The organism is Pseudomonas sp. UME65 (genome assembly GCF_014170225.1).
Classification (GTDB): domain Bacteria; phylum Pseudomonadota; class Gammaproteobacteria; order Pseudomonadales; family Pseudomonadaceae; genus Aquipseudomonas; species Aquipseudomonas protegens.
Window position 1 is genome coordinate 238,698 of sequence record NZ_LZZQ01000013.1, and the last position, 26,854, is coordinate 265,551.

Annotated in this window: 22 protein-coding genes and 3 tRNA genes; 1 reads left to right on the forward strand and 24 read right to left on the reverse strand. The window is 59.1% G+C overall.

Annotation, left to right across the window (positions count from 1 at the left end; genetic code table 11):
- Positions 1–339 precede the first annotated feature (339 nt).
- The 16 genes from A9971_RS15850 to rlmE form a co-directional block, all read right to left on the reverse strand.
- Positions 340–415: transfer RNA gene (locus A9971_RS15850), tRNA-Thr, on the reverse strand.
- A 119-nt stretch (positions 416–534) separates the two neighbouring features.
- On the reverse strand, positions 535–2,640 hold the full coding sequence (gene pnp, locus A9971_RS15855; RefSeq protein ID WP_015634122.1) for a polyribonucleotide nucleotidyltransferase: 2,106 nt from the start codon (positions 2,638–2,640) through the stop codon (positions 535–537).
- A gap of 197 nt (positions 2,641–2,837) precedes the next feature.
- Positions 2,838–3,107 carry a 30S ribosomal protein S15 gene (rpsO, locus tag A9971_RS15860; RefSeq protein ID WP_011059205.1) on the reverse strand — a complete coding sequence of 90 codons (270 nt, stop codon included), beginning with the start codon at positions 3,105–3,107 and terminating at the stop codon, positions 2,838–2,840.
- Between the two features lie 115 nt (positions 3,108–3,222).
- Positions 3,223–4,140: a tRNA pseudouridine(55) synthase TruB gene (gene truB / locus A9971_RS15865; RefSeq protein ID WP_011059204.1), complete on the reverse strand. Its 918-nt coding sequence runs from the start codon at positions 4,138–4,140 to the stop codon at positions 3,223–3,225.
- A gap of 3 nt (positions 4,141–4,143) precedes the next feature.
- The gene (gene rbfA / locus A9971_RS15870; RefSeq protein ID WP_011059203.1) at positions 4,144–4,545 is read right to left on the reverse strand and encodes a 30S ribosome-binding factor RbfA; all 402 of its coding nucleotides are present in this window, start codon (positions 4,543–4,545) and stop codon (positions 4,144–4,146) included.
- A 159-nt stretch (positions 4,546–4,704) separates the two neighbouring features.
- Positions 4,705–7,221: a translation initiation factor IF-2 gene (infB, locus tag A9971_RS15875; RefSeq protein ID WP_047335682.1), complete on the reverse strand. Its 2,517-nt coding sequence runs from the start codon at positions 7,219–7,221 to the stop codon at positions 4,705–4,707.
- Between the two features lie 27 nt (positions 7,222–7,248).
- Positions 7,249–8,730 carry a transcription termination factor NusA gene (gene nusA, locus A9971_RS15880; protein ID WP_011059201.1) on the reverse strand — a complete coding sequence of 494 codons (1,482 nt, stop codon included), beginning with the start codon at positions 8,728–8,730 and terminating at the stop codon, positions 7,249–7,251.
- Between the two features lie 47 nt (positions 8,731–8,777).
- Complete coding sequence (gene rimP, locus A9971_RS15885) at positions 8,778–9,236, reverse strand: ribosome maturation factor RimP (protein ID WP_041120545.1); 459 nt, start codon at positions 9,234–9,236, stop codon at positions 8,778–8,780.
- A 130-nt stretch (positions 9,237–9,366) separates the two neighbouring features.
- Positions 9,367–9,443: transfer RNA gene (locus A9971_RS15890), tRNA-Met, on the reverse strand.
- A 96-nt stretch (positions 9,444–9,539) separates the two neighbouring features.
- Positions 9,540–9,625, reverse strand: a tRNA-Leu gene (locus tag A9971_RS15895).
- A 29-nt stretch (positions 9,626–9,654) separates the two neighbouring features.
- A complete protein-coding gene (gene secG, locus A9971_RS15900) occupies positions 9,655–10,038 on the reverse strand; it encodes a preprotein translocase subunit SecG (protein WP_015634120.1) in 384 nt (127 codons plus the stop codon).
- 4 nt (positions 10,039–10,042) lie between these two features.
- A complete protein-coding gene (gene tpiA, locus A9971_RS15905; protein WP_015634119.1) occupies positions 10,043–10,798 on the reverse strand; it encodes a triose-phosphate isomerase in 756 nt (251 codons plus the stop codon).
- Positions 10,799–10,864: 66 nt separating this feature from the next.
- Entirely contained in the window at positions 10,865–12,202 is a 1,338-nt protein-coding gene (glmM, locus tag A9971_RS15910; protein WP_011059199.1) for a phosphoglucosamine mutase, read from the reverse strand.
- 16 nt (positions 12,203–12,218) lie between these two features.
- Positions 12,219–13,070, reverse strand: a complete 852-nt coding sequence (gene folP / locus A9971_RS15915; RefSeq protein WP_183001328.1) for a dihydropteroate synthase — start codon at positions 13,068–13,070, stop codon at positions 12,219–12,221.
- 8 nt (positions 13,071–13,078) lie between these two features.
- Positions 13,079–14,983: an ATP-dependent zinc metalloprotease FtsH gene (ftsH, locus tag A9971_RS15920; protein ID WP_011059197.1), complete on the reverse strand. Its 1,905-nt coding sequence runs from the start codon at positions 14,981–14,983 to the stop codon at positions 13,079–13,081.
- 201 nt (positions 14,984–15,184) lie between these two features.
- Positions 15,185–15,814, reverse strand: a complete 630-nt coding sequence (rlmE, locus tag A9971_RS15925) for a 23S rRNA (uridine(2552)-2'-O)-methyltransferase RlmE (RefSeq protein ID WP_011059196.1) — start codon at positions 15,812–15,814, stop codon at positions 15,185–15,187.
- A gap of 104 nt (positions 15,815–15,918) precedes the next feature.
- Between rlmE and A9971_RS15930 the strand changes: the two genes are divergently transcribed.
- Complete coding sequence (locus A9971_RS15930; protein ID WP_015634115.1) at positions 15,919–16,227, forward strand: YhbY family RNA-binding protein; 309 nt, start codon at positions 15,919–15,921, stop codon at positions 16,225–16,227.
- A gap of 12 nt (positions 16,228–16,239) precedes the next feature.
- On the opposite strand, the gene A9971_RS15935 is transcribed toward A9971_RS15930, so the two are convergent.
- The 8 genes from A9971_RS15935 to grpE all read right to left on the reverse strand — a co-directional run bounded on the left by A9971_RS15935 (position 16,240) and on the right by grpE (position 26,745).
- On the reverse strand, positions 16,240–16,644 hold the full coding sequence (locus A9971_RS15935; protein ID WP_183001327.1) for an MFS transporter: 405 nt from the start codon (positions 16,642–16,644) through the stop codon (positions 16,240–16,242).
- A gap of 28 nt (positions 16,645–16,672) precedes the next feature.
- Complete coding sequence (greA, locus tag A9971_RS15940) at positions 16,673–17,149, reverse strand: transcription elongation factor GreA (RefSeq protein WP_011059193.1); 477 nt, start codon at positions 17,147–17,149, stop codon at positions 16,673–16,675.
- Complete coding sequence (carB, locus tag A9971_RS15945) at positions 17,146–20,367, reverse strand: carbamoyl-phosphate synthase large subunit (protein WP_011059192.1); 3,222 nt, start codon at positions 20,365–20,367, stop codon at positions 17,146–17,148. The genes greA and carB overlap by 4 nt, the downstream gene beginning before the upstream one ends.
- Positions 20,368–20,500: 133 nt before the next feature.
- Entirely contained in the window at positions 20,501–21,637 is a 1,137-nt protein-coding gene (carA, locus tag A9971_RS15950) for a glutamine-hydrolyzing carbamoyl-phosphate synthase small subunit (RefSeq protein ID WP_011059191.1), read from the reverse strand.
- A gap of 258 nt (positions 21,638–21,895) precedes the next feature.
- Complete coding sequence (gene dapB, locus A9971_RS15955; protein ID WP_011059190.1) at positions 21,896–22,702, reverse strand: 4-hydroxy-tetrahydrodipicolinate reductase; 807 nt, start codon at positions 22,700–22,702, stop codon at positions 21,896–21,898.
- 10 nt (positions 22,703–22,712) lie between these two features.
- Positions 22,713–23,837, reverse strand: coding sequence for a molecular chaperone DnaJ (dnaJ, locus tag A9971_RS15960; protein WP_015634112.1), 1,125 nt, complete (start codon positions 23,835–23,837; stop codon positions 22,713–22,715).
- 322 nt (positions 23,838–24,159) lie between these two features.
- Complete coding sequence (gene dnaK, locus A9971_RS15965) at positions 24,160–26,076, reverse strand: molecular chaperone DnaK (RefSeq protein WP_011059188.1); 1,917 nt, start codon at positions 26,074–26,076, stop codon at positions 24,160–24,162.
- 102 nt (positions 26,077–26,178) lie between these two features.
- Positions 26,179–26,745 (reverse strand): nucleotide exchange factor GrpE, encoded by a 567-nt coding sequence (gene grpE / locus A9971_RS15970; RefSeq protein ID WP_011059187.1) that lies wholly within the window; start codon positions 26,743–26,745, stop codon positions 26,179–26,181.
- Positions 26,746–26,854 lie beyond the last annotated feature (109 nt).

Sequence of the window (26,854 nt, forward strand, 5' to 3'; positions counted from 1 at the left end):
AACTGGGCACTAACCTCGTCCAGACACAAAAACACCGACACCAGATAACCCCGAGCAAACCGCTGGAAACTCGGTACAGGATGCTGAGTACAGGCGCGGAAAGTCTTCGTTGATACAAGTCTCTCTGGCTGCTAAATCCGCATAAACAATGAGGCGCACGTCCACAAACAACTATAGGAGCGCTCAATTGAATAGCACCGGGAACCTCTGAAACTTCCAGGGCACACTTTTGCGGGTGCCTCGTAGTTTCCCGCCTTTCAGGGGCGCTTATTCAAAGCCTGGCGAACTTTGTTGGGAGGGTGGGTTTAGACAGCCATAAACTGCTCTCAACCCGAAATGTGGTGCCGGAGACAGGAATCGAACCTGCGACCTTCGCGTTACGAGTGCGCTGCTCTACCGACTGAGCTACACCGGCGTGGGCTAAAACCTAGCACCAGCGCCCCGGCCCGGCAACCGAGAGGCTTTTATCGCAGATAGCAAAACGCCCCGAACCAGTCGGGGCGTCTGCTTGTTCAGCGTAAGGCTAAAGGGTGATTAAACGCCCGAAGCCTTGGCTGCTGCCACGTCTTTGATGGACAGCTTGATACGGCCGCGGTTGTCCACGTCCAGTACCAGCACTTCCACTTCCTGGCCTTCTTTCAGGATGTCGGTGACTTTCTCAACGCGAGCGTCGCTCAGCATAGAGATGTGCACCAGACCATCCTTGCCCGGCAGGATGTTGACGAAAGCGCCGAAGTCGACGATGCGCTCAACCTTGCCGACGTAGATCTTGCCGATCTCGGCTTCCGCGGTGATGCCCAGAACGCGCTGACGCGCGGCCTCTGCAGCTTCCTTGGTTTCGCCGAAGATCTTGATCGAGCCGTCGTCTTCGATGTCGATCGAAGCCTTGGTTTCTTCACAGATCGCGCGGATGGTGGCGCCGCCTTTACCGATGACGTCACGGATCTTGTCGGTGTCGATCTTCATCGCGATCATGGTCGGAGCGTTGGCCGACAGCTCGGTACGGGACTGACCGATGATCTGGTTCATCTGACCGAGGATGTTCAGGCGAGCTTCCAGGGCCTGGCCCAGGGCGATCTCCATGATCTCTTCGGTGATGCCCTTGATCTTGATGTCCATCTGCAGCGCGGTGACGCCTTTGGCGGTACCGGCTACCTTGAAGTCCATGTCGCCCAGGTGGTCTTCGTCACCCAGGATGTCGGTCAGGACTGCGAACTTCTCGCCTTCCTTGACCAGGCCCATGGCGATACCGGCAACCGGCGCCTTCATTGGTACACCAGCGTCCATCAGCGCCAGGGAAGCACCGCACACGGAAGCCATGGAGCTGGAACCGTTGGACTCGGTGATTTCCGATACTACGCGGATGGTGTAAGGGAACACGTCGGCGGCTGGCAGCATGGCCTGGACTGAACGACGGGCCAGACGGCCGTGACCGATTTCACGACGACCAGCGCCGCCCATGCGACCACACTCGCCCACCGAGAACGGAGGGAAGTTGTAGTGCAGCATGAAGGGGTCTTTCTTCTCGCCTTCCAGGGTGTCCAGCAGCTGTGCGTCACGGGCAGTACCCAGGGTCGCAACCACCAGGGCCTGGGTTTCGCCACGGGTGAACAGGGCCGAACCGTGAGTCTTGGGCAGTACGCCGACTTCGATGTTCAGCGGACGTACGGTGCGGGTGTCGCGGCCGTCGATACGCGGCTTGCCGTTGACGATGTTTTCGCGAACGGTGCGGTATTCGATCTCGCCGAAAGCGGCTTTGACGTCGGACGCCGAAGGCTGGCCTTCTTCACCGGAGAGCTTGGCGACGACCTGGTCTTTCAGCTCGCCCAGGCGAGCGTAACGGTCGGCCTTGACGGTGATGGTGTAAGCCTGGGAGATGGCTTCGCCGAACTCGGCACGGATAGCGCCCAGCAGTTCGGTGGCTTCTGGGGCAGCAGCCCAGTCCCAGGTAGGCTTGGCAGCTTCGGCGGCCAGCTCTTTGACAGCCTTGATCACCGACTGGAATTCGTCGTGGGCGAACAGTACAGCGCCCAGCATCTGGTCTTCGGTCAGCTCTTTGGCTTCCGATTCAACCATCAGTACAGCTTCTTCGGTACCGGCCACGACCATGTCCAGGCTCGAAGCAGCCAGTTGCTCGTAGGTCGGGTTCAGCAGGTAGCCGGTGCTTTCGTGGAAAGCCACACGAGCGGCGCCGATCGGGCCGTCGAAAGGAATGCCGGAGATCGCCAGGGCAGCCGAGGTACCGATCATCGCAGCGATGTCCGGATCGGTCTTCTTGCTGGTGGAAACCACGGTGCAGACTACCTGCACTTCGTTCATGAAGCCTTCTGGGAACAGAGGGCGGATCGGACGGTCGATCAGACGCGAGGTCAGGGTTTCTTTCTCGGAAGGACGGCCTTCGCGCTTGAAGAAACCGCCAGGGATCTTACCGGCAGCGTAAGTCTTTTCCTGGTAGTGAACAGACAGAGGGAAGAAGCCCTTGCCTGGATCGGCTTGCTTGGCGCCAACCACGGTCACCAATACGCTGACGTCGTCGTCAACGGTGACCAATACTGCGCCGGAGGCCTGACGGGCGATACGGCCAGTCTCGAGGGTTACGGTCGACTGACCGAACTGGAATTTTTTGATTACCGGGTTCACGGTGTCCTACCTTCTTTGTGGCTCTTGGGGAAACTTGCTTCTTGCGAAATTCTTGGGCAATGCGGGGAATCGGCCCAGCCTTTATTGTCCAGGTAAAACAGTGCAGCAGATAAAACTTGAGGCTGGAAGCCTGCCATACGCCGGCGGAAAAACCGCTGACGCATGGCAAACAACCAACCTCATAGCGCAATCGCTGATTAGCGACGCAGACCCAGACGACCGATCAGGGTGCTGTAACGGCTCAGGTCCTTGCCTTTCAGGTAGTCCAGCAGCTTACGACGCTGGTTTACCATGCGGATCAGGCCACGACGGGAGTGGTGGTCTTTACCGTTGGCTTTGAAGTGACCTTGCAGTTTGTTGATGTTGGCGGTCAGCAGTGCAACTTGCACTTCTGGCGAACCAGTGTCACCAACAGCTTGCTGGTAGTCGGTTACGATCTGAGCTTTTTCTTCAACGCTGAGTGCCATGTGGGCAATCCTTATATCAGGAAACTGTTCAAGAACAGTTTCAACAGGCCAGGGACAAATCCCTGTATCTATAAATGAGTAGTGACCGTGCCTGTTAACAGCCACCCTCGTCCGGTCATTCTGACCGAATCAGTCGACGCGGCGCGATGCGCCCGTCTTCGCTCACTTCACCGATACCGATGAAGCGACCGTTGTGATCCTGTACCCGCACCATGCCGAACTTCGGTGCATCCGGGGCACGTACCGGCTGGCCGTTGAGCCAGTAGAACGCGCTGTGCTCCGAGAACTGCAGCAGCGGCCAATCCAGCAGACCGCTGTCCGATGGCATCAGGAAGCGGTCTACCGCTTCGTTGCCGCCTTCGGCGTGCACTGCTTCAAGCTCTTCCAGGGTGACCGTCTGCGCCAGGCTGAAAGGTCCGGCCTGGGTCCGTCGCAGTTCTGCAACGTAGGCACCACAGCCGAGCTTTTCACCGATATCTTCCACCAGGGTGCGGATATAGGTGCCTTTGCTGCAGTCCACCGCCAGGCGAGCAGTGTCACCTTCGAAGGCGAGCAATTCCAAGCGCGCAATAGTAACAGAACGCGGTTCACGCTCCACCACTTCCCCTGCACGAGCCAGTTTGTAGAGTGGCTGGCCATCGCGCTTGAGGGCCGAGTACATCGGCGGTATCTGCTTGATTTCACCACGAAACTCCGGCAATACCGCCTCGATATCGGCACGACCAACGGTCACTTCGCGGGTCTGCAAAACTTCGCCTTCAGCGTCCGCGGTGGTGGTGGTCTTGCCCAACTGAGCCAGGGTTTCGTAACCCTTGTCGGAATCGAGCAGGTATTGCGAGAACTTGGTGGCCTCGCCAAAGCACAGCGGCAAAACGCCGGTGGCCAGGGGGTCGAGGCTACCGGTGTGGCCGGCCTTCTCGGCGTTGAGCAGCCAACGGACCTTCTGCAGCGCCGCGTTGGAGGTGAAGCCCAGCGGCTTGTCCAGGAGGATGATGCCGCTGACGTTACGACGGATACGCTTGACCTGAGCCACCGCTTACTCCTTGGCGTCTTCAGGGGCAGGCGCGTCGCCATGCTGGCTGTCTTCAGCCACGGCACGCTCGATCAGGGCCGACAGGTGCGCCCCGCGGGCCACGCTCTCGTCGTAATGGAAGTGCAGTTGCGGCACGCTGCGCAGCTTCATTTCCTTGGCCAATTGCATGCGCAGGAAACCTGCCGCCGAGTTCAGCACCTTGATGCTCTGGGCGATTTGCTCGGCGTTTTCCTGGCCCATCACGGTGATGAAGATCTTCGCGTGACCGACGTCGCGGCTGACTTCCACGGCGGTGATGGTCACCAGGCCGACGCGTGGATCCTTGACTTCACGACGGATCAGTTGCGCCAGTTCGCGCTGCATCTGATCACCGATACGTTGGGTACGGCTGTATTCTTTTGCCATGTCTTGTTACCTGTTACTGCCTCACGGTGAAACCCGTGTGGTCTGAAAGCGGCAAACGCCCGGCCTGGCAGAAGCCAGACCGGGCGTTGCGTTTAGAGGCCGCCGAGGGCGCCGTGCATTTGCATGCGGGCGGCCATCAGGGCTCTTGAAGTGCGCGAGTTAGAGGCTGCGAGCAACCTGGACCTTCTCGAAGACTTCGATCTTGTCGCCGACTTTGACGTCGTTGTAGCTCTTCACGCCGATACCGCATTCCATGCCGGCACGTACTTCAGAGGCGTCATCCTTGAAGCGGCGCAGGGATTCCAGCTCGCCTTCGAAGATAACGATGTCTTCACGCAGTACGCGGATTGGACGGTTACGGTGCACGACACCTTCGATGACCATGCAACCGGCGATCGCGCCAAACTTCGGCGAGCGGAACACGTCGCGAACTTCGGCAACACCCAGGATGTTCTCCCGAACGTCGCTGCCCAGCATACCGGTCAGGGCTTTCTTGACGTCTTCGATGATGTCGTAGATCACGTTGTAGTAACGCATATCCAGACCTTCCTGCTCGACGATCTTCCGTGCGCCGGCATCGGCACGCACGTTGAAGCCGAACAGTACAGCGTTGGAGGCCAGTGCCAGGTTGGCGTCGCTTTCGGTGATACCACCGACGCCGCCACCCACTACGCGCACTTGCACTTCGTCGTTGCCCAGGCCGTTCAGAGCGCCTTGCAGAGCTTCCAGCGAACCACGGACGTCGGATTTGAGGACGATGTTGAGCGTCTTCTTCTCTTCCTGGCCCATGCTTTCGAAGATGTTTTCCAGCTTGCCGGCGTGAGCACGGGCCAGCTTGACCTCGCGGAACTTGCCTTGACGGAACAGAGCCACTTCACGGGCTTTCTTCTCGTCGGCAACCACGCTCATCTCGTCGCCAGCGTCCGGAGTACCGTCCAGGCCGAGGATCTCGACCGGAATGGAAGGACCGGCTTCCTTGATTGGCTTGCCGTTCTCGTCGAGCATGGCGCGCACGCGGCCATAGTTCGAACCGACCAGCACCATGTCGCCTTGACGCAGCGTACCGTCCTGAACCAGCACGGTAGCTACCGGGCCGCGGCCCTTGTCGAGGCGGGACTCGACCACGACACCGCGGCCCGGGGCCGAAGGAGTCGCCTTGAGTTCCAGGACTTCGGCCTGCAGCAGAACAGCTTCCAGCAGGTCGTCGACACCGGTACCCATTTTCGCGGAGACCGGTACGAATGGAGTATCACCACCCCAATCTTCCGACGTCACGCCGTGAACCGAAAGCTCACTGCGGATACGGTCCAGGTCGGCGCCCGGCTTGTCGATCTTGTTCACCGCAACCACCAGCGGAACGCCGGCAGCTTGTGCGTGCTGAACGGCTTCAACGGTCTGCGGCATCACGCCGTCGTCCGCTGCAACCACCAGGATCACAATGTCGGTGGCCTTGGCACCACGGGCACGCATGGCGGTAAACGCGGCGTGACCAGGGGTGTCGAGGAAGGTGACCATGCCGCGCTCGGTTTCTACGTGGTAGGCACCGATGTGCTGGGTGATGCCGCCGGCCTCGCCCGCGGCCACTTTGGCGCGACGGATGTAGTCCAGCAACGAAGTCTTACCGTGGTCAACGTGGCCCATTACGGTCACGACCGGCGCACGGGCAACTGCTTCACCTTCGAACTTCAGGGACTCGGCCAGGGAATCTTCCAGGGCGGTGTCGCTGACCAGGGTCACTTTGTGGCCCAGTTCTTCAGCAACCAGCTGGGCAGTTTCCTGGTCCAGAACCTGGTTGATGGTGGCTGGAGTACCCAGCTTGAACATGAACTTGATGACTTCGGCAGCCTTGACCGACATCTGCTGGGCCAGTTCGCCCACAGTGATGGTCTCGCCGATCTGCACGTCACGTACCACTGGCCCGGTTGGGCTCTGGAAACCGTGAGCATTGCGCTTCTTCAGCTTGGCCTTGCCGCGACCACCACGACGGAAGCCATCGCTTTCTTCGTCAGTGGTACGTGGGGCAACGCGCGGAGCTGGGGCCTTTTCCTTGACCGAAGCACGATGCGGAGCATTTTTGCGCTCGCCATCGCCGCCACGACGGTTGTCGTCGTTGCGGGTCTTGTCCGGACGGCGCTGTTCGTCTTTCTTGCGCGCGTCAGCTGCTGGAGCCGCAGCGGCCACCGGAGCTTCCTGCACAGGCTCGACTACAGGCGCTGGAGCAGGAGCTGCTGCTTGCGCAGCAACCGGCTCGGCAACCGGAGCAGGCTGGCGACGCGCTTCTTCTTCGGCGCGACGCTTGGCTTCTTCTTCAGCCTTCTGACGAGCAGCATTTTCTACTGCGCGACGTTCTTCCAGTTCGCGTTGACGCTCGGCTTCGATTTCTTCCGGGCTGCGCTGTACGAAGACTTTCTTCTTGCGCACTTCAACGCTGATGCTCTTACTGCCAGCAACCCGCAGGGTGCTGGTGGTCTTGCGCTGCAAAGTAATTTTGCGTGGTTCTTCCACTTTCGCCTTGTGGCTGCTTTTCAGGTGAGTCAGCAACGACTGCTTCTCACTGTCGCTCACATGTTCCTCGGCGGCGGTGTGCGGCAGACCTGCCTCACGCATCTGCTGCAGCAGGCGCTCTACCGGTGTTTTGACCTCATCGGCCAGTTGTTTCACCGTGACTTGCGTCATGCACTTCTCTCCTCAGGCCGCGCCTAATTACTCGAACCAGTGGGCTCGGGCGGCCATGATCAACTTGCCGGCACGATCATCGTCAATGCCGTCGATGTCGAGCAGGTCGTCAATAGACTGCTCGGCCAGGTCTTCGCGGGTAATTACGCCGCGCACCGCCAGTTCCATCGCCAAATCCTTGTCCATACCCTCAAGCGAGAGCAGGTCTTCGGCCGGATGGGCGTCTGCCAGCTTTTCCTCAGTAGCGATGGCTTTAGTCAACAAGCGATCCTTGGCTCGAGCGCGAAGCTCGTTGACGATGTCTTCGTCAAAGCCGTCGATGTTGAGCATTTCTTCCAGCGGTACGTAGGCAATCTCTTCCAGGCTGGTGAAGCCTTCATCAACCAGAACCTGTGCCAGTTCTTCATCGACTTCCAGCTCGTCGATGAAATTGCGCAGGATGTCGCCGGTTTCTGCTTGCTGCTTGGCCTGGATGTCCGATTCGGTCATCACGTTCAGGGTCCAGCCAGTCAGTTGGCTGGCCAGACGCACGTTCTGACCACCACGACCGATGGCTTGAGCCAGATTGTCTGCGCCAACGGCGATGTCCATGGCATGGGCATCTTCGTCGACGATAATTGCCGCGACTTCGGCCGGCGACATGGCGTTGATCACGAACTGCGCCGGGTTCTCATCCCACAGGACGATATCCACACGCTCGCCACCCAACTCACCGGAAACGGCCTGGACGCGCGAACCGCGCATACCAATGCACGCGCCCTGCGGGTCGATGCGCTTGTCCTTGGAGCGAACTGCGATCTTGGCCCGCGAACCCGGATCACGGGAGGCGGCCATTACTTCGATCAGGCCTTCGGCAATTTCCGGCACCTCGATACGGAACAGCTCGATCAGCATTTCCGGCGCGGTACGCGACAGGATCAGCTGCGGGCCGCGGTTCTCGGTGCGGATTTCCTTGAGCAGCGCGCGCAGGCGCACGCCAACCCGGAAAGTCTCACGGGATATGATGTCCTCACGGGCCAGCAACGCCTCGGCGTTGTTACCCAGATCGACGATCACGTTGTCACGTGTCACTTTTTTCACGGTGCCGGAGATGATTTCCCCCAGGCGCTCGCGATAGGCATCAACTACCTGTGCGCGCTCGGCTTCGCGAACCTTCTGCACGATGACCTGCTTGGCGGTCTGGGCAGCGATGCGGCCGAACTCGATGGATTCGATCTTTTCTTCGATCACATCACCGACTTTGGCGTCGGGATGGGTTTCGCGAGCCTTGCTCAACCAGGTCTCGACCGCTGGATCATCCAGGTCGGCTTCTTCGACCACCGTCCAGCGACGGAAAGTTTCGTAGGAACCGGTGTGGCGATTGATTTCCACACGCAGGTCTACTTCGTCCTCAAAACGCTTCTTGGTAGCAGTGGCCAGGGCCAGCTCCAGCGCTTCAAAAATTACGCTTGCCGGTACACCCTTTTCATTGGATACCGACTCAACAACCAGCAGTACTTCTTTGCTCATCGTACGCCTCGCCTTTCGCAAGCCATTGGATCCGCGGGATCCGCGTCTCAGTCAAAACTGGGAATTATGTTGGCCTTGTCGATCATATCGATCGGCAACAGGAACTCATGGTCATCCACTTGCACCACGACATCCTGTTCCTCCACCCCGCGGAGAAGGCCCTGAAAATTACGCCGACCTTCGAAGGGCGAGCGCAGTTTGATCTTCACTTGCTCACCGACATACTTGGCAAACTGTTCAAGAGTGAACAGTGGGCGTTCCATGCCAGGAGAGGAAACTTCAAGGGTGTATTCAACGGAGATCGGATCTTCTACGTCGAGAACACCACTGATCTGACGGCTGACGATGGCGCAATCGTCCACCAGCACGCCGCCTTCTTTATCGATATAAACGCGCAACAATGAGTGGCGACCCTGAGCCGAAAACTCAATACCCCAGCATTCATAGCCAAGGGCCACGACCACCGGGGCCAACAAGGCCTGCAACTGTTCTAGCTTGCTCGACACCTGAACCCCCTCGTGCATGCTTGTGCAAATAAAAAATGGGCGAAGCGCCCATCCCGGAAACGCCGTTGAATAGCGGCGTTGTAAAGTGTCCAGCTAACAAAAAGCCCCTGAAAAGGGGCTCCGCTAAAACTGGTTGCGGGGGCCGGATTTGAACCGACGACCTTCGGGTTATGAGCCCGACGAGCTACCAGACTGCTCCACCCCGCGACAAAGCTGGGGCGGAAGTATACGACTGATCCCTTTTTGGGTCAATGTAACCTTCCACCTACAAGAAAGCCCGCAACAGCGGGCTCTCCTGATAATTGGTACCGAGAAGGGGACTCGAACCCCTACACCCTATGGGCACAACCACCTCAAGGTTGCGTGTCTACCAATTCCACCACCTCGGCATAGACTACGTTACTGCGTGAAACTCTTCTTACTTCTGCTCTGGAGCTGGAGGTACGTCAGTCGCGCTGTTGGCCGACTTTTGCTCTTGGAGCACCGGGACATCATCAGAAGCCGGTTTTTGCTTTGGTACTTCAAGCACTGCTGGATCTGGCAAACCTACTTGAGTCAGCTGGTGAGCTTTCTCTTTAGCAAAGTAACCTAACCCCAAGCTGGTTATGAAGAAACCGGCGGCAAGTATAGCAGTAAACTTACTAAGAAAGGTAGAGGAACCTTGGCTTCCGAACACAGTATTTGAAGCACCTGCACCGAAAGACGCGCCAGCATCCGCACCTTTACCCTGCTGCAGCAAAACCAGAGCAACTACGCCCAGGGCACCCAGCAGATGAAAAACGACTACGACTGTTTCCAGCATTTTTTCAGTTTCCCGCGGCGCGACAGATCGCACCGAACTCATCTGCATTCAGGGAAGCTCCACCAATGAGCCCCCCATCGATATCCGGCATGCCGAACAGTTCGACCGCATTGGCCGCCTTCACGCTGCCGCCGTATAGAAGCCGCACACCTCGTGCCACTTCAGAATTTTCTGCCGCCAACTGCGCGCGGATAGCTGCGTGCACATCCTGCGCCTGTTGCGGTGTCGCAGTCAGCCCGGTACCAATGGCCCAGACCGGCTCGTAAGCGATAACAGCATTGGCGAACGCACCAACACCCAACTCTTCGATGATGCTGCCCAGCTGACGCCCGACAACCTCTAGAGTCTTCCCGGCTTCGCGCTGCTCGAGGGTCTCCCCTACACACAGAACTGGCTTCAAGCCACAGGCCTGCGCCGCTGCGAACTTGCGATTGAGAGTCGCGTCACGCTCACCCATGATCAGGCGGCGCTCGGAGTGCCCAACCAGCACCAGGGAACAACCTGCATCCACCAACTGACTCGGGGCGATCTCGCCCGTCAATGCACCTTGCATGGATTCCACCGCAGAGTTCTGCGCGCCGACCTGAATCGACTTACCCTTCAAGCCATCAATCACTTGATTGATATGCAAGCAAGGCGGGAATACCGCGACATCAACACCGCTTGGCAAGGCCAGATGACGAAGGCCGTTGATCAGCTCAGCGACGCTGGCGCGGGTACCGTGCATCTTCCAGTTACCAGCTACCATAGGGCGACGCATGCTGTACCTCGTCGGTCAAAGTGGGCGCAGATGTTACCCAACCAAAACAACACTGGCAAGCCGAAATCAGGCAGAAACTTCAGCAACCAGTTTCGCCAGCTCTTCGGCGTAAGCGCGAACCTGAGCTTCGTCGTCGCCTTCAACCATCACGCGCACCAGAGGCTCGGTACCCGACTTGCGCAACAGAACCCGACCACGCCCCGCCATAGCGGCCGTGACACGCTCGCAAGCCTCTTTCACCGCAGGATGCTCGACCGGGTTCTCACCGCCGCCAAAGCGCACATTGACCAGCACCTGAGGACACTTGCGCAACCCCTGACGGGACTGGGCCAGGCTTTCACCACGAGCCTTGAGCGCCATCAGCACCTGCAACGCGGCAATGATCGCATCCCCGGTAGTAGCATGACGGAAGCACACGATGTGCCCGGAGTTTTCACCACCTACCAGCCAATTGCGCTCCAGCAGCTCGGCGATCACATAACGGTCACCGACGTTTGCCCGGACAAAGGGGATACCCAAGTCCGCCAGGGCCAGCTCCAGCCCCAGGTTGCTCATGAGCGTTCCGACCACGCCGCCTTGCAGCTTGTCACGCTCATGCAGGTCGCGAGCGATGATGAACAGCAGCTCATCACCATCCACGATCGCACCAGTCTGATCGACCATCAGCACCCGGTCACCGTCGCCATCAAAGGCAATACCCAGATCCGCGTGCTCGGCCAGGACCGCCGCTTGCAATTGCGACATATGAGTCGAACCGCAGTTCTCGTTGATGTTCAAGCCATTGGGTTGCGCGGACAGCACAGTGACCTGCGCCCCCAACTCGCGGAACACGCTTGGCGCCACCTTGTAGGTCGCACCATGAGCGCAGTCGAGAACAACTTTCAAACCAGCGAAGCTGGTGCTGGAAGGCACGCTGCTTTTGCAGAATTCGATGTAACGCCCTGAAGCGTCGTTGATCCGCGAAACCTTGCCGAGCTTGCTCGACTCCACCACGGTCATCGGCGCATCCAGCAACTCTTCGATCATCAACTCCACCTCGTCAGGCAACTTGGTGCCCTCACCCGAGAAGAACTTGATGCCGTTGTCATCATGAGGATTATGCGAGGCACTGATAACGATGCCCGCCTCCGCATGGAAGGTACGCGTCAGGTAAGCAATGGCCGGAGTCGGCATCGGCCCCAGGAGCATCACATCAGCACCGGCTGCAGACAACCCGGCCTCCAGTGCAGACTCGAACATGTACCCGGAGATACGCGTGTCCTTGCCCACCAGCACGCGGCAGGCGCCCATGCTGCGAAATGCCATGCCGGCGGCCCAGCCGAGCTTGAGCATGAAATCAGGAGTGATAGGGAATTCGCCTACACGGCCGCGGATACCGTCGGTGCCAAAGTATTTTTTAGTCATAAGTACTCCATCATTCTTATTCGGCGGATTCCACTGCCACAATCATTCGCACCACATCCACGGTCTCGGCGACATCATGGACACGGATAATTTTCGCGCCCTTGGCCACTGCCAGGGCCGCTAGCGCCAGACTGCCGTGCAATCGCTCACCTACGGGGCGATTCAAGGCCTGGCCAATCATGCTCTTGCGCGACACCCCAACCAACAACGGGCGCCCAAGGGCATGCAAGGCATCCATATGCTTGAACAGGCTCAGGTTGTGTTGCAGGGTCTTGGCAAAGCCAAAGCCCGGATCGAGCACAATCCGCTCTGGACCGATGCCCACTGAAGCACACTGGGCCATGCACTCAACCAGGAACTCGGCAACCTCTCGGGTCACGTCCTGATAATGCGGGTTGTCCTGCATATCACCAGGCTCACCCAGCATGTGCATCAGACACACCGGCAAGCCAGTGGCCGCCGCCGCATCCAGGGCACCCTCCCGGCGCAATGAACGAACGTCATTGATCAGCCCTGCGCCGAGGCGAGCGGTTTCACGCATCACCGCCGGTGTCGAGGTATCAACAGAAATGATCACATCCAACTCACGGTGGATGCGCTCGACCACAGGCGCGACTCGCTCCAACTCCTCCAGCGGCGATACCGCACGGGCACCCGGGCGAGTGGATTCGCCACCGACATCAATCAGCGTAGCACCGGCCGCAACCATGGCCTCGGCATGCCGCAAAGCCAGATCAAGCTGGCTGAAGCGGCCACCATCAGAGAAGGAGTCGGGAGTTACATTCAAGATGCCCATGACATGTGCATGGGCCAAATCAAGAACCCGGTTGCCGCAAGGCAACCGGGTGGAGGAAGGAACAGAAGTCATTTAAAACCTTAGTGGTCGGCTGCTGGGCCGCCAATGGGTGTTTCCGGACGCTCATTCTGCACTACTGGAGGAGGAGTACCCGAGCCACCCTCCCAATCACGAGGTTCGCGTGGAGTACGCCCTGCCATGATGTCGTCGATCTGATCGGCGTCGATGGTTTCGTACTTCATCAGGGCGTCTGCCATGGCGTCCAGCTTGTCGCGGTTGTCCGTCAGGATCTGCTTGGCGGTGCCGTAGCACTGATCGATGATGCTGCGCACCTCGGAGTCGATCAGTTTCGCCGTTTCCGCAGACAGGCTCGCATGCTGGCTACCCGCGCTGCGCCCCAGGAACACCTCACCCTCTTCTTCGGCATACATCAGCGGACCAAGCTTCTCGGAAAGACCCCATTTGGTCACCATGTTCCGCGCGATCTGGCTGGCACGCATGATGTCGTTGGAGGCGCCGGTGGTCACGCCGTCGAAGCCAAGGGTCATTTCTTCAGCGATACGACCGCCGTAGAGCGAGCAGATCTGGCTGATCAAGGCACGCTTGGAGAGGCTGTAACGATCTTCTTCCGGCAGGAACATGGTGACACCCAAGGCCCGGCCGCGAGGAATGATCGACACCTTGTAGACCGGGTCATGCTCGGGCACGACACGACCAACAATGGCGTGGCCAGCTTCGTGATAAGCCGTGTTCTGCTTCTCTTTTTCGGACATGACCATGGATTTGCGCTCCGCGCCCATCATGATCTTGTCCTTGGCCAGTTCGAATTCCTTCATTTCAACGATGCGCTTGCCGGTACGCGCCGCAAACAGCGAGGCCTCGTTGACCAGGTTCGCCAGGTCGGCACCGGAGAAACCCGGGGTACCGCGGGCGATTACCGCAGGTGCAACGTCGTCGCCCATTGGTACTTTACGCATGTGCACCTTGAGAATCTGTTCGCGACCGCGAATGTCCGGCAGGCCAACCACGACCTGACGGTCGAAACGGCCCGGACGCAGCAAGGCCGGGTCCAGTACGTCAGGACGGTTGGTCGCGGCGATCACGATGATGCCGTCGTTCATTTCGAAGCCATCCATCTCAACCAGCAACTGGTTGAGGGTCTGCTCACGCTCATCATGACCGCCGCCCATGCCGGCGCCACGGTGACGACCGACGGCGTCGATCTCGTCGATGAAGATGATGCAAGGAGCATGCTTCTTGGCTTGCTCGAACATGTCACGGACGCGGCTGGCACCCACCCCGACGAACATCTCGACGAAGTCGGAACCGGAAATGGTGAAGAAAGGCACCTTGGCTTCACCAGCGATGGCTTTGGCCAGCAACGTCTTACCGGTACCTGGTGGGCCCACCATCAACACGCCGCGAGGAATACGACCGCCCAGACGCTGGAACTTGCCTGGGTCACGGAGGAATTCAACCAACTCACCTACTTCTTCCTTGGCCTCGTCGCAACCGGCAACGTCAGCCAAGGTAGTTTTCACCTGATCTTCAGACAGCAAGCGCGCCTTGCTCTTGCCGAAACTCATCGGCCCGCCCTTGCCTCCGGCACCACCCTGCATCTGGCGCATGAAGAACATGAACACCGCGATGATCACCAGGATCGGGAAGCTGGCCACCAGCAGTTGAGTCCAGATGCTTTGCTGTTCAGGCTGCTTGCCTTCGACCACCACGTGGTTGTCCACCAAGTCGCCGATCAGGCCATTGTCCTGAATGGCAGGACGAATGGTCTTGAAGCTGTCGCCATCGTTGCGCTTGCCGGTAATCACGTAGCCATCAACCGCTACGCGCTCGACCTTGCCATCCTTAACTTGCTGGATGAAGTCGGAATAGTTGAGGGTCTGCGGCTCGTTAGGGCTGGAGAAGTTGTTCATCACCGTCACCAAGACGGCGGCGATGATCAACCACAGGATCAGATTCTTTGCCATGTCGTTCAATTAACTACCCTCTGAAGCAAGCTCCGCTACTGGCGCGCGCTTCGCATGATATTCACCGGCCTAACTTACTACATTACCTACAGCTCTGGCAGGCGCTGTCTGTAACCCTATGTGAAACTTAGACTACACAATATGCGCTTAATCTGACGGGGCGAAATACGAAAATCCTATCACCCCAGTCAAAACTCTTACTTACTCACTACGACCACGGAAGCCGCGCCCCAGCAGGTATTGCTCCCGAGAACGGTCACGGGATGATGACGGTTTGCGCATCTGCACTTTCTCGAACATCTGCCGCACGCTCTTGTGGTACTCATCGAAGCCTTCACCCTGGAAGATCTTGATCAGAAAATCACCACCTGGACGCAAGACCCGACCAGCAAGATCCAGCGCCAACTCGCACAGGAACATCGCTCGCGGCATATCCACGGCTGCTAACCCACTCATATTGGGGGCCATATCGGAAATCACAAGGTCAACTTCAGAATTTCCGACCGCCTCGAGGATCTGCGCCAGTACTGCATCCTCAGTGAAGTCCCCTTGAATAAAGGTCACATCGGGAATGCTGTCCATTTCCAGAATGTCCGAGGCAATCAGGCGCCCCTGGCCACCAATCAGACGACTGGTCACCTGCGACCAGCCACCCGGGGCGGCCCCCAGGTCGATCACACTCATGCCAGGACGGATAAGGCGGTCCTTTTCCTGGATCTCCAGCAGTTTGTAGCTGGCACGGGAACGGTACCCATCTTTTTGCGCCATTTTGACGAATGGGTCGTTGAAGTGCTCTTTCAGCCAGTTATGGCTAGTTTTGGAACGGGCCACGGGCCACCTCAAAATAAAACGGGTCGTGATTAACTGGGCGGTCCCGGACTCGCTCGGGTAAACTGGCCGCCGCTTTTTACAAGATCAGACGCAGGGGTCAGATTATGCCGCTCACTCAAGAGCAGAAGAAACAGTACAAATCCATTGGCCACCATCTGAAACCAGTATTGACTGTGGCTGACAACGGTTTGACCGAAGGTGTATTAGCCGAACTTGAACGCGCCTTGAGCGATCACGAGCTGATCAAGATCAAGCTCAACATCCTCGAGCGCGAGTCGCGCCTGGAAGCCATTGCCCAATTGTGCAAGGCCGGCAAAGCGGATCTGGTGCAGGTCATCGGCAAGATGGCGCTGATCTACCGCAAGAACGCCAAGGTAAACAAGCAATTGTCGAACGTCCATCGTTTCCACTGACGTCGACTCGGGTCAAGGGTGTGCCTGGCGCACCCTGCCACCCCATCCCGGCACTGGCTGCAACACCAGTACCAGCCCGGAAAAACCCAGGACCAGATAGCTGAACAACTGCCAGCGCTGAGCTTCCGGCAACAAGATGCATACGACGAAATACATCGCACACGCATACATCGCCATCAATAGCAGTTGCCCCCGAATATCCCGCCACAAGCTCCTCAGCCCTTCGGACTGGATCAATACCAGTATCTGCAGGACCAGGCACGCCGCCGAAAAACCTACCAGCAACGCACTGAGCAGCGACGAGATTTCTTCGATCAGCAAGGGGGCAAGGCCAATCTGCCCCAGGGCGGGCAGCAAGCCGAGATGCAACAACCACAAGCCGCCGACCCACAACATCTGGGCCAGCTGCCAAAGCATGGCGCCCGCGTGCAGCGGGCGCCTTCTTTCAGATGTGACGGACTTCGACAATCTCGTACTCGATAACGCCACCAGGCGTTTTGACCGCCACCACATCACCCTCTTCCTTGGCAATCAAGGCGCGAGCGATCGGCGAGCCGACGGAAATTTTACCGAGTTTGATGTCAGCCTCGTCCTCACCCACGATCTGGTAGGTGACGCTTTCGTCAGTTTCGACGTTGGCGATTTCTACCGTGGTGCCAAAGATCACCTTGCCGGTATGGGGAATGGTCGTGACATCGATGACCACCGAGTTCTGCAGGCGGCCTTCAATATCGCGGATCCGCGCCTCTACCATGCCCTGCTGTTCGCGAGCGGCATGGTATTCGGCGTTTTCCTTCAGGTCACCCAACTCGCGGGCCGTACCGATGTCCTGGCTGAGCTTCGGACGCACGACCTTGGTCAGGTGAGCATGCTCTTCTTCCAGGGCGCGCGCGCCCTGGACGGTCATTGGGTATTTATTCATGCCTTCAATCCTGCGTGTAGATCCTGCAAGCGACGCACGGTCTTTTCCGGACCGAACTTCAACGCTTCACAGATAGCTTCGCCAGCAGCAATGGTGGTGGTGCAGTAGATCTTGTGCTGCAAGGCGTTACGACGAATGGAATAAGAGTCAGCAATCGACTGACGGCCTTCGGTGGTGTTGATGATCAGAGTGACTTCGTCGTTCTTGATCATATCGACCACATGCGGACGACCTTCAGTCACCTTGTTCACACGACGCACTTTCAGACCGGCCGCCTCGATCAGCTTGGCGGTGCCCGCAGTAGCGACCACTTCGAAGCCCAAGTTGATCAGATCACGGGCCACGCCTGCAACCAGAGGCTTGTCATCGTCGCGCACGCTGATGAACGCAGTACCGCCGGTCGGCAGCACCTCGCTGGCACCCATCTGTGCCTTGGCAAAGGCTTCGCCGAAGGTGTCGCCCACGCCCATCACTTCACCGGTGGACTTCATCTCTGGGCCGAGGATCGGGTCGACACCCGGGAACTTGGCAAACGGGAATACCGCTTCCTTGACGCTGTAGAAGTTCGGAATGATTTCCTTGGTGAAGCCCAGCTCTTTCAGGGTCTTACCGGCCATCACACGAGCAGCGATCATCGCCAGGGAGACACCGATGCACTTGGAAACGAACGGCACGGTCCGGGAAGCGCGCGGGTTCACTTCGATGACGTAGATCTGATCGCCCTGCAGGGCCAGCTGCACGTTCATCAGGCCAACCACACCCAGCTCCAGGGCCATTTTCTTGACCTGTTCGCGCATCTCGTCCTGGATGTGCGCCGGCAGCGAGTACGGCGGCAGCGAGCACGCAGAGTCACCGGAGTGAACGCCAGCCTGCTCGATGTGCTGCATGATGGCGCCGATCACTACGTCGGTGCCGTCGCAGACCGCATCCACGTCCATTTCAATGGCGCAGTTGAGGAAGTGATCCAGCAGCACCGGGCTGTCGTTGGACACTTGCACCGCTTCTCGCAGGTAGCGCTTGAGCTCATCTTCCTCGTAGACGATTTCCATCGCCCGGCCGCCCAGCACGTAGGACGGACGCACCACCAGCGGGTAACCGATCTTGGCGGCGGCACGAATCGCTTCGTCTTCGCTGCGCACGGTAGCGTTTGGTGGCTGACGCAGGTTCAGGCGTTCGACCATCTGCTGGAAGCGCTCACGGTCTTCGGCGCGGTCGATAGCGTCTGGGCTGGTGCCGATGATCGGCACGCCGGCGGCTTCCAGGGCACGAGCCAGTTTCAGCGGAGTCTGGCCGCCGTACTGCACGATCACGCCTTTTGGCTTCTCGACACGGACGATTTCCAGCACGTCTTCCAGGGTCACTGGCTCGAAGTACAGGCGATCCGAAGTGTCGTAGTCGGTGGAAACGGTTTCCGGGTTGCAGTTGACCATGATGGTTTCGTAACCATCGTCGCGCAGCGCCAGGGCGGCGTGTACGCAGCAGTAGTCGAACTCGATGCCCTGGCCGATACGGTTTGGACCACCGCCCAGAATCATGATCTTGTCACGGGTCGAAGGTGCGGCTTCGCACTCTTCTTCATAAGTCGAGTACAGGTACGCGGTGTCGGTGGCGAACTCGGCGGCGCAGGTGTCGACGCGCTTGTAGACCGGGAACACTTCCAGCTTCTGACGATGTGTGCGCAGGTTCTTCTCGGTCACGCCCAGCAGCTTGGCCAGACGCTGGTCGGAGAAGCCTTTGCGCTTGAGGCGGAACATCAGGTCGCGGTCGATGGCCGACAGGCCCAGGGTCTTGACCTTCTCTTCTTCCTTGATCAGGTCTTCGATCTGCACCAGGAACCAAGGATCGATCATGTTCATGCCGAAGATCTGCTCGACGGTCATGCCGGCACGGAAGGCATCAGCCACGTACCAGATACGCTCGGCGCCGGGCACGGTCAGCTCGCGCTTGAGCACGTTCATGCTTTCCGGATTGCTCAGGTCGAGCTTGGGATCCAGGCCGCAAACGCCCACTTCCAGACCACGCAGGGCTTTCTGCAGGGATTCCTGGAAGGTCCGACCGATGGCCATGACCTCACCCACCGACTTCATCTGGGTGGTCAGGCGCGCGTCGGCCTTGGAGAACTTCTCGAAGGCGAAGCGTGGCAGCTTGGTCACGACGTAGTCGATGGACGGCTCGAAGGACGCCGGGGTCTTGCCGCCGGTAATATCGTTGGACAGCTCGTCCAGAGTGTAGCCAACAGCCAGCTTGGCCGCGACCTTGGCGATCGGGAAACCGGTGGCTTTCGAAGCCAGCGCCGAGGAACGGGACACCCGCGGGTTCATCTCGATCACGACCATGCGGCCTGTGTTCGGGCAGATACCGAACTGCACGTTGGAACCGCCAGTTTCCACACCGATCTCGCGCAGCACCGCCAGGGAGGCATTACGCAGGATCTGGTATTCCTTGTCGGTCAGGGTCTGTGCCGGAGCCACGGTGATGGAGTCACCGGTGTGCACGCCCATCGGGTCGAAGTTCTCGATGGAGCAGACGATGATGCAGTTGTCCTTCTTATCGCGGACCACCTCCATCTCGTACTCTTTCCAGCCGATCAGGGATTCGTCGATCAGCAGTTCCTTGGTCGGCGACAGGTCCAGACCGCGGGCGCAGATTTCTTCGAACTCTTCACGGTTGTAGGCGATGCCACCACCGGTGCCACCCATGGTGAAGGATGGACGGATGATGCAAGGGAAGCCCAGCTTGTCGAGGACCGCATTGGCCTCTTCCATGCTGTGGGCAATACCGGAGCGCGGGCACGCCAGGCCGATGGACTTCATGGCAGCGTCGAAGCGCGAACGGTCTTCAGCCTTGTCGATGGTGTCGGCGTTGGCGCCGATCATCTCTACGCCGAACTTCTCCAGGACGCCTTCACGTTCCAGGTCCAGGGCGCAGTTCAGCGCAGTCTGGCCGCCCATGGTCGGCAGCAGCGCGTCCGGACGCTCTTTCTCGATGATCTTGGCAACGGTCTGCCACTTGATCGGCTCGATGTAGGTGGCGTCGGCCATGGCCGGGTCGGTCATGATGGTGGCCGGGTTGGAGTTCACCAGGATGACCCGGTAACCCTCTTCGCGCAGGGCCTTGCAAGCCTGGGCGCCGGAGTAGTCGAATTCGCAGGCCTGGCCGATCACGATCGGGCCAGCGCCAAGAATCAGGATGCTTTTAATGTCTGTACGTTTTGGCATGGGTTGTCACTCAAATCCGCAGGTCAGTCGGCAAGCCGTCTTGAACATTCTCTGAGGCACCTGAGGGGATTATTCCGCCGGACTCGCCGGGGCCGCCCTCAGGCGCTGCTCGCTACATTTTCAAGGCGAGCGCTTAGCGTCGCTTGGCCATCTCGTTGATGAAGCGGTCGAACAGCGGCGCCACATCGTTCGGGCCCGGGCTGGCTTCAGGGTGGCCCTGGAAGCTGAACGCGCTCTTGTCGGTACGTTCGATACCCTGCAGGGTGCCGTCGAACAGCGACTTGTGGATCGCCCGGACGTTGCCCGGCAGCGTGGCTTCATCCACCGCAAAACCGTGGTTCTGGCTGGTGATCATGACCACGCCGGAGTCCAGGTCCTGGACCGGGTGGTTGGCGCCGTGGTGGCCGTGACCCATTTTCAGGGTCTTGGCACCGGAAGCCAGGGCCAGCAGTTGGTGACCCAGGCAGATGCCGAACACCGGAATCTCGGTTTCGAGGATTTCCTTGATCGCCTTGATGGCGTAGTCGCAAGGCTCGGGGTCACCTGGGCCGTTGGACAGGAACACACCGTCAGGCTTGAGAGCCAGCACATCGCTCGCTGGGGTCTGGGCAGGCACCACGGTGACGCGGCAACCGCGCTCCACCAGCATGCGCAGGATATTCAGCTTGACCCCGTAGTCGTAGGCAACCACGTGATACGGCAGCTCGGAAGCCTCGATGGTGGCGTGGCTGTCGGTCTTCAGATCCCAGACAGTCGAACGCCACTCGTAGCTTTCCTTGGTGCTGACGACTTTCGCCAGGTCCATGCCTTTGAGGCCAGGGAAGCCGCGCGCTGCAGCGATCGCCGCTTCTTCGGAAATGTTGTCACCGGCCATGATGCAGCCGTTCTGTGCACCTTTCTCACGCAGGATGCGGGTCAGGCGACGGGTGTCGATACCAGCGATTGCCACCACGTTGTTGGCTTTCAGGTAATCGGACAGAGACAGGGTGTTACGCCAGTTGCTGGCCACCAGCGGCAGGTCACGGATGACCAGGCCAGCCGACCAGACTCGGTCGGACTCGGCATCTTCCGGCGTGGTGCCGGTGTTGCCGATGTGAGGGTAAGTCAGGGTAACGATTTGCTGGGCGTAGGAAGGATCGGTAAGGATTTCCTGATAGCCGGTCATTGCGGTGTTGAACACCACCTCACCAACGGTTTGACCGTCGGCTCCAATGGCTTCGCCACGAAAAATGCTGCCATCAGCAAGGGCGAGTATGGCTGGCTTAGTCAAGAAGACCTCCCGTAAATAGAGCCTGAAAGGGCGATCGCAGGTTGCAAAAAAGCGGAATGACGTATAGACACGTCACCCCGCTTCTTCGTCGAATTATCTGCGCGCTTTTAGTGGACACACTAAAGCTGTAGCTTACAGAAAAAGGCTTTTTCGGTCCACCGCTAATGAGCCCTAAAGGCAGAGGAATGCGACAGGTCATCGCTTGGCGGTTTGAAGCATGGTCCAAGCATTACGCTTCAACCCTGCATCAGATGCATCTCAACGCAGATCCAGCACATCCTGCATGTCGTAAAGACCAGCCTCGCGCCCGTCCAGCCACAGCGCGGCACGCACCGCGCCCTTGGCGAAGGTCATGCGACTGGAGGCCTTGTGGGTAATCTCCAGGCGCTCGCCCTCAGTGGCAAACAGCACGGTGTGATCCCCCACCACATCGCCACCACGAACCGTGGCGAAGCCGATGGTTTCACGCTCACGGGCGCCGGTATGGCCTTCACGACCATACACCGCGACCTGCTGCAGATCGCGCCCCAGAGCGCTGGCGATCACCTCACCCATGCGCAGGGCGGTGCCCGATGGCGCATCGATCTTGTGTCGGTGATGCGCCTCGATGATCTCGATATCCGCATCATCACCCAGCACCCGAGCCGCCATATCCAGCAGCTTCAGCGACAGGTTGACCCCAACACTGAAGTTGGCAGCGAAGACGATCGGAATCTCCTTGCCCGCCTCGGCCAGCAATTGCTTTTCCCTGGCACCCAGGCCGGTGGTACCGATCACCATGGCCTTGCCTGCCTTGCGGCAGAACGCCAGGTTCTTGAGCATCACTTCCGGCAAGGTGAAGTCGATCAGTACATCGAACTCATCAACCACCTTCTCCAGGCTGTCGGACATCGGCACGCCAAGACGCCCCAGGGATGCCAGCTCACCCGCATCCGCCCCCACCAGAGAACTGCCCGGACGCACGATCGCCGCGGTCAGCCCGGAGAGCGGCGAACGCAGTTGCACGGCCTCGACCAGGGTCTTGCCCATGCGCCCAGCGGCGCCCATCACTGCTATACGTCGCATGCGTTACTCCTTACAGGTCGCCGAAGAAGCGCTTGACGCCCTCGAACCAGCCGGTAGTTTTCGGCGAGTGAGAATTGTCGTCGTCCAGCGAACCACGCAACTCTTCCAGCAGCTCGCGCTGACGACGACTCAGGTTCACTGGCGTCTCCACCGCAACCCGGCACATCAGGTCGCCGGCACCGCCGCCACGCACGGGAGCAACGCCCTTGCCACGAATCCGGAACTGCTTGCCGGTCTGAGTTCCTTCGGGAATCTTCAGCTTGACCCGACCATCCAGGGTCGGAATCTCCAGCTCGCCACCCAACGCCGCATCTACGAAGCTGATGGGCACTTCACAGAACAGGTGCTTGCCGTCGCGCTGGAAGATCGCGTGCTCACGCACATTGATCACCACATACAGGTCGCCAGTCGGGCCACCCTGGGTCCCCGCCTCGCCTTCGCCGGACAGACGAATACGGTCGCCGGTATCGACACCTGCCGGCACTTTCACCGACAGCGTCTTGTACTCTTCGACCCGACCTTCGCCGTGGCACGAATCGCACGGATCGGAAATGATCTTGCCCTGGCCATGGCAGCGCGGGCAGGTCTGCTGCACCGAGAAGAAACCCTGCTGCATGCGCACCTGACCAATACCGCCACAGGTCGGACAAGTGACAGGGGAAGACCCCTTCTTGGCGCCCGAACCATCGCATGGCTTGCAGTTGACCAGTGTCGGCACACGGATATTCACCGTGGTGCCACGCACCGCCTCTTCCAGGTTCAACTCCAGGGTGTAACGCAGGTCGCTGCCGCGTTGCGCACCGCCACGGGAACCGCCGCGACCGCCACCGAAGAAATCACTGAACACGTCACCGAAGATATCGGAGAAGTTCTGCCCGCCGAAGCCGGCACCCCCGCCACCCATGCTCGGGTCGACACCAGCGTGGCCGTACTGGTCATACGCGGCACGCTTGCTGGAATCGGACAGTACTTCGTAGGCCTCGTTGGCCTCCTTGAACATGTCCTCCGACGCTTTGTCGCCGGGATTACGGTCCGGGTGATGCTTCATCGCCAAGCGACGGTAAGCCTTTTTCAGCTCCGCATCGCTGGAGCCACGCTCCACACCCAACACTTCGTAATAGTCACGCTTTGCCATAAGTCTTTGCACTCTTAAGGACGTCCGGCAAACCCTCCTGAGCTCTGCCAAACTCGCTGAGCCCCAATACAGGCCCGGACCCAACTCACGTCAATTCAACGATCCTGGTCTTGGAAAGCCAACCCGGTTGCGGGCCGACCATTGCGGTCATCACAGCCGGAAAGCAGGAGCTTCTCCGACCCGACCGCCAGCGCACAAACGGAGCTTGTACGCCGTCAAAATTTCGCTGACTCCAGACACGCCAACGCGGGAGCAAGCTCCCGCGCGGCGACATCCTACCAGTCACCGCCCAAAGGCAGTCAACCGGCCGACCAACAAGCCATTACTTGTGGTCTTTTACTTCTTCGAACTCGGCGTCGACGACATCGTCGGCTTTTTCAGCGGACTCGGCGTGCGGTGCCGCGCCTTCTGCAGGCTGGGCCTGTTCGGCGTACATCTTCTGGGCAACCGGGGCCGAGACTTTCGACAGCTCTTCGACCTTGGCGTCGATGGCGGCCTTGTCGTCGCCCTTGACGGCAGCTTCCAGGGCAACCACGGCGGCTTCGATTGCGGTTTTCTCTTCCGCGGTCACTTTGTCACCGGCGTCAGCCACCATCTTGCGAGTCGAGTGCACCAGCGCATCACCCTGGTTACGGGCGGTGGCCAGTTCTTCGAACTTGCGATCCTCTTCCGAGTTGGCTTCCGCGTCACGGATCATCTGCTGGATCTCTTCATCCGACAGACCCGAGTTGGCCTTGATCACGATCGACTGAGTCTTGCCGGTAGCCTTGTCCTTCGCACCTACGTGCAGGATGCCGTTGGCGTCGATGTCGAAGGTCACTTCGATCTGCGGCACGCCACGTGGAGCTGGTGGAATGTCGGCCAGGTCGAACTTGCCCAGGGACTTGTTCTGCGCGGCTTGCTTGCGCTCGCCCTGCAGTACGTGAATGGTCACTGCGCCCTGGTTGTCGTCGGCAGTCGAGAACACTTGGGATTTCTTGGTAGGAATCGTGGTGTTTTTCTCGATCAGCGCGGTCATCACGCCACCCATGGTTTCGATACCCAGGGTCAGCGGGCTGACGTCCAGCAGCAGTACGTCTTTCACGTCGCCGGCCAGTACCGCACCCTGGATGGCAGCACCCATGGCAACAGCTTCGTCCGGGTTGACGTCCTTGCGGGCTTCCTTACCGAAGAAGTCGGTTACGGTCTTCTGTACCAGCGGCATACGGGTCTGGCCGCCGACCAGGATCACGTCGTTGATCGAACCCACGTCGATACCGGCGTCTTTGAGCGCGATACGGCAAGGCTCGATGGTGCGCTGAACCAGGTCTTCAACCAGCGACTCCAGCTTGGCGCGGGAAATCTTCACGTTCAGGTGCTTAGGACCGGTGGCATCTGCAGTGATGTACGGCAGGTTGACGTCGGTCTGCTGGCTCGAGGACAGCTCGATCTTGGCTTTCTCGGCAGCTTCTTTCAGGCGCTGCATGGCCAGCGGGTCACCCTTGAGGTTCATGCCGCTTTCTTTCTTGAACTCATCAACCAGGTAGTCGATCAAGCGGATGTCGAAGTCTTCACCACCGAGGAAGGTGTCACCGTTGGTGGCCAGCACTTCGAACTGGTGCTCGCCATCGACTTCAGCGATTTCGATCACCGAAACGTCGAAAGTACCACCGCCCAGGTCGTAAACGATCACGGTGTGATCGCCCTTGGCCTTGTCCATACCGTAGGCCAGAGCGGCTGCGGTTGGTTCGTTGATGATACGTTTGACGTCCAGGCCTGCGATGCGGCCGGCGTCTTTGGTCGCCTGGCGCTGGCTGTCGTTGAAGTAGGCCGGAACAGTGATGACCGCTTCGGTCACGGCTTCGCCGAGGTAGTCTTCGGCGGTCTTCTTCATTTTCTTGAGGATTTCAGCCGAGATTTGTGGCGGAGCCATTTTCTGGCCGTTCACTTCAACCCAGGCGTCGTTGTTGTCAGCCTTGACGATCTTGTAAGGGACCATCTGGATGTCTTTCTGCACAACTTCTTCGTCGAAGCGACGACCGATCAGACGCTTTACTGCGTACAGGGTGTTGTGCGGGTTGGTGACAGCCTGACGCTTGGCCGACTGACCTACCAGGATTTCGCCATCGTTGGCGTACGCGATGATCGACGGCGTGGTACGCGCGCCTTCAGCGTTTTCGATAACTTTTACGTTGCCGTTTTCAAGAATGGAGACGCACGAGTTGGTGGTCCCCAAGTCAATACCGATAATCTTGCCCATGTTAACTCTCCCGAAACTTTGGATTTGGATGCCGCAGCTGTGGTGGCAAACTGCGGTAGCACTTAAACGCTTGACTGATAAATGGGGGCTCTACAGCCGTTTTCAAGCCTTTTCGTCAATCGAAGGCGAAACCGGTGCAGGAGCCTTGCTGACCACGACCATGGCCGGGCGCAGCAGGCGACCGTTGAGCTGGTAGCCCTTCTGGAACACTTTCAGAACACTGTTCGGCTCGACATCCGCGCTTTCCTGCATGGCCATGGCCTGATGCTGTTCAGCGTTGAAGGGTTCGCCGTGTGGATCGATGGCTTCCAGCTGATAACGCTTGAGGGTGTCGTGGAACATCTTCAAGGTCAGCTCGATGCCTTCACGCATCGGGCGGATGCTTTCGTCGTCCGGGTTGGACAGCTCCAGGCCACGTTCCAGGCTGTCGATCACCGGCAGCAGGTCGCCGGCAAACTTCTCCAGCGCGAATTTGTGAGCTTTCTCCACGTCCTGCTCAGCGCGGCGGCGGACGTTCTGCAGATCGGCAGCAACACGCAAAGCCTGATCCTGCGCGCCAGCCAGTTGCTCTTCGAGCACTTGTACACGAGCCGCCAGGTCATCACCCGATGCCTCGGGAGCCTGATTGGCGTCTAGATTTTGCGTATCCAGCGTCTGTTCGTCAGCCATGAAATTCTCCTTTCAATATCGTCTGTGAGCCGGGCTCACTCTTCTGCCCAGCTATATGGGGTCGCATTTTCAAGGTTCAAGCCCGCAGCCACAGCAAAAGTCGTTCCGA

Coding starts and splice junctions, on each gene's coding strand:
- greA (WP_011059193.1), bottom strand. CDS start 17,149: ATGAATAAATACCCAATGACCGTCCAGGGCGCGCGCGCCCTGGAAGAA.
- dnaK (WP_011059188.1), bottom strand. CDS start 26,076: ATGGGCAAGATTATCGGTATTGACTTGGGGACCACCAACTCGTGCGTC.
- grpE (WP_011059187.1), bottom strand. CDS start 26,745: ATGGCTGACGAACAGACGCTGGATACGCAAAATCTAGACGCCAATCAG.
- rbfA (WP_011059203.1), bottom strand. CDS start 4,545: ATGGCAAAAGAATACAGCCGTACCCAACGTATCGGTGATCAGATGCAG.
- glmM (WP_011059199.1), bottom strand. CDS start 12,202: ATGACTAAAAAATACTTTGGCACCGACGGTATCCGCGGCCGTGTAGGC.
- dnaJ (WP_015634112.1), bottom strand. CDS start 23,837: ATGGCAAAGCGTGACTATTACGAAGTGTTGGGTGTGGAGCGTGGCTCC.
- nusA (WP_011059201.1), bottom strand. CDS start 8,730: ATGAGCAAAGAAGTACTGCTGGTTGTTGAGTCGGTATCCAATGAAAAG.
- A9971_RS15935 (WP_183001327.1), bottom strand. CDS start 16,644: ATGCTTTGGCAGCTGGCCCAGATGTTGTGGGTCGGCGGCTTGTGGTTG.
- rpsO (WP_011059205.1), bottom strand. CDS start 3,107: ATGGCACTCAGCGTTGAAGAAAAAGCTCAGATCGTAACCGACTACCAG.
- tpiA (WP_015634119.1), bottom strand. CDS start 10,798: ATGCGTCGCCCTATGGTAGCTGGTAACTGGAAGATGCACGGTACCCGC.
- carB (WP_011059192.1), bottom strand. CDS start 20,367: ATGCCAAAACGTACAGACATTAAAAGCATCCTGATTCTTGGCGCTGGC.
- dapB (WP_011059190.1), bottom strand. CDS start 22,702: ATGCGACGTATAGCAGTGATGGGCGCCGCTGGGCGCATGGGCAAGACC.
- secG (WP_015634120.1), bottom strand. CDS start 10,038: ATGCTGGAAACAGTCGTAGTCGTTTTTCATCTGCTGGGTGCCCTGGGC.
- folP (WP_183001328.1), bottom strand. CDS start 13,070: ATGACTTCTGTTCCTTCCTCCACCCGGTTGCCTTGCGGCAACCGGGTT.
- A9971_RS15930 (WP_015634115.1), top strand. CDS start 15,919: ATGCCGCTCACTCAAGAGCAGAAGAAACAGTACAAATCCATTGGCCAC.
- ftsH (WP_011059197.1), bottom strand. CDS start 14,983: ATGGCAAAGAATCTGATCCTGTGGTTGATCATCGCCGCCGTCTTGGTG.
- infB (WP_047335682.1), bottom strand. CDS start 7,221: ATGACGCAAGTCACGGTGAAACAACTGGCCGATGAGGTCAAAACACCG.